The organism is Myroides sp. N17-2 (genome assembly GCF_002286775.1).
Lineage (GTDB): Bacteria > Bacteroidota > Bacteroidia > Flavobacteriales > Flavobacteriaceae > Flavobacterium.
In genome coordinates, this window is sequence record NZ_NSGJ01000136.1 from 1 (window position 1) to 314 (window position 314).

Annotated in this window: 1 protein-coding gene; it reads right to left on the bottom strand. The window is 32.2% G+C overall.

Annotated elements, in window-relative coordinates:
- A partial coding sequence (locus CF599_RS19415) for a DUF4372 domain-containing protein (protein WP_121967537.1) occupies positions 1 to 215 on the bottom strand: 215 nt, incomplete at its 3' end.
- Positions 216 to 314: the final 99 nt, after the last annotated feature.

Genomic DNA, 314 nt, shown 5'->3' on the forward strand with positions numbered 1-314 from the left:
AGATGATTTAGATTTCCAGTAGCAGAACGAAGTCCATTACTAATGTCTCGAACAGACTTACTACGGGCAAAATGGCAAAATAGCATAGATACTAAATGACTCCAACTATCAAAGCCTTTATTGTATTTATCAGTCTGCTTATCTTTTACAAGTTTCTTGAATTTTGAGCGATCAAGTTTTGCTATTATTTGAGAAAACAATGTTATATTTGACATCAAGAGAGTCTTTTTTAGGTGTGCAACTCAAAGATAATTTGAGATCCTTAATTTACTCTCTTTTTTTGTGCCTTTTTTTAAACGTTTAGGACGCTATTG